Origin of the sequence: Haloarcula sp. R1-2 (genome assembly GCF_011627385.1) — an archaeon.
In the GTDB taxonomy this organism is placed as follows: domain Archaea; phylum Halobacteriota; class Halobacteria; order Halobacteriales; family Haloarculaceae; genus Haloarcula; species Haloarcula marismortui.
Genome location: NZ_JAANTG010000011.1, coordinates 1 through 1,181 on the forward strand (window position 1 = coordinate 1; position 1,181 = coordinate 1,181).

At 55.5% G+C, this 1,181-nt stretch carries 1 protein-coding gene; it reads left to right on the top strand.

The window, feature by feature from the left end:
• Nucleotides 1-44 precede the first annotated feature (44 nt).
• Nucleotides 45-1,148: an IS630 family transposase gene (locus G9C82_RS20600; protein WP_127015262.1), complete on the top strand. Its 1,104-nt coding sequence runs from the start codon at nt 45-47 to the stop codon at nt 1,146-1,148.
• Nucleotides 1,149-1,181: the final 33 nt, after the last annotated feature.

The following is a 1,181-nucleotide window of genomic DNA, read 5'->3' on the forward strand; positions in this document are numbered from 1 at the left end:
TAGTGCCTAGTGGAAGTTATGAAGGTAGAGTTTGATGTGTGGATATGTCTGGAGATCGCCGCAAAGAGATCGTCCGTCACCTCAGTGAGGACGATCTCGATCGACTCCTCGCAGAGTCTACGGATGAAAAACTCACTGAGCGGTTGATCTTCGTTAAGCGGCTCTACAAGGGTGCAACCTTGGAGGACGCTGCCGACGACGTCGGCAGATCCTCCGCGACAGGAACACGCTGGGCTCGCCGATGGAACAAAGGCGGTCTCGGACTCCTGATGCCGAACTTCGGGGGCGGCAGGCCCCCGAAGCTCGGCGAAGAACAACAGCAACGCCTCCTAGAACTGCTCCGTGAGGGCCAACCGTGGAAGAAACAGGAGATACAGCACCTCATCAACGAGGAATTCGACGTTGAATTTCATCCCGCTCATCTCACTACATTCCTCGAAAAGCTCGGCCTCTCCTACGCAATTCCGCGGACTAAGCGCCCATCACGGCCAGAGAATGCTGAAGAGATACTCGACGAACGCGTCGCCGACGCGTTCGACGAGGGTTCTGATGAGCCGCACAACAAACGCGATGGAGACAACGAGGAAGGCTGGATCGTCGACGAAGAGATCCGTACGGACGGTGGAACTGTACTTGGATTTCTCGACACATCGCATCCGCAACCGTGGGACAACTCACAGCGACTCTACACCGTCGACGACCCTCACATCACCCGACCGTTGGTGAAGTTAGACGAACCAGCGGTCGGGTTCTATGCCATCTCTCGTGAGAGTGTCGTTCAGTTTCCGAGTAATCAGGAGAAAGAACGAATCTGCGAGTGTCTCGAGGGGATCCGCGAGCAGAATCCGCTGACTCGGATTCTGCTCGTCTTGGATTACTTCTCTTCTCACGTGTGCGAACACACGCGCAAGCGAGCCCATCAACTCGGAATTGACCTCGTGTTTCTGCCCGTTGGCTCACCTGATCTCAACCCGATCGAGCAGATCTGGAAGAGTTTGAAATGGGAAGCGTCACCGTTGATTGTGGTGAGCGCGGCAGAATACCGCGCTCTCCTCACCGAACTCTTTGAGAAGCTCACAGCTCAGCTGAGTTTCGCGGCCTCTTGGATCGACAACTATCTCGGTGGCTATCTTCAAAAGTTACGCTAGGTACTAGAGTCGCGCTCGCGTGGCCTGTCCACG

What these genes read in the sequence shown, in the direction of transcription:
- G9C82_RS20600 (WP_127015262.1), top strand. Translation starts at nt 45, where the DNA reads ATGTCTGGAGATCGCCGCAAAGAGATCGTCCGTCACCTCAGTGAGGAC.